This is a genomic window from Amycolatopsis thailandensis (assembly GCF_002234405.1).
GTDB classification, from domain to species: Bacteria; Actinomycetota; Actinomycetes; order Mycobacteriales; family Pseudonocardiaceae; genus Amycolatopsis; species Amycolatopsis thailandensis.
In genome coordinates, this window is record NZ_NMQT01000281.1 from 1 (window position 1) to 552 (window position 552).

The window sequence follows — 552 nt, forward strand, 5'->3', positions numbered from 1 at the left end:
GTCCGCGTTCGACCCGGTCGGGCCGAAGCTACCGAGAACCGGCTTCAATCTCGCTGACCGACACGTTGACCGCCATCCCTCTTTAGTCGGTATCCGAACCCCGATCCGGGCATATCAGTCTTGTCGGTCCCCTGTCGTACGCTCGCGGCGTCCACTGGGGAAAGGAAGAGCGCGTGAACGAGGTGAAAAGCCTGGTTTCGGCGGTTCGCAACGGTTTGGCCGCGCTGGCCGATCCGGAGAAGGCGCCTTCGATGCAGGCGTACATGAAGTCGGAAATGCCGTTCCTCGGTGTGGCGTCACCGCCTCGGGCGGCCCTGCTGAAACAGGTCTACGCCGAGCATTCACTACCTGATCGAGTGAGCTTCTCGACCGCCGTGCTGACCTTGTGGCGTGAAGCGAGCTTCCGCGAAGAGCGCTACGCGGCGATCGCCCTTTCCGGACACCGCGCCTACACCCGCTGGCAGGACGGCGATCTGCTCGGCCTGTACGAAGAGATGATCGTGACGGGCGCGTGGTGGGATTACGTGGACGAAGTCGCGATCCGTCGCGTCG

General features: G+C 63.6%; 1 protein-coding gene. It reads left to right on the plus strand.

Translation table 11 applies throughout. The features are described 5' to 3' along the window. Positions 1-173: 173 nt before the first annotated feature. The coding region (locus CFP71_RS42305; RefSeq protein WP_208636161.1) for a DNA alkylation repair protein at positions 174-552 on the plus strand (379 nt) is incomplete at its 3' end.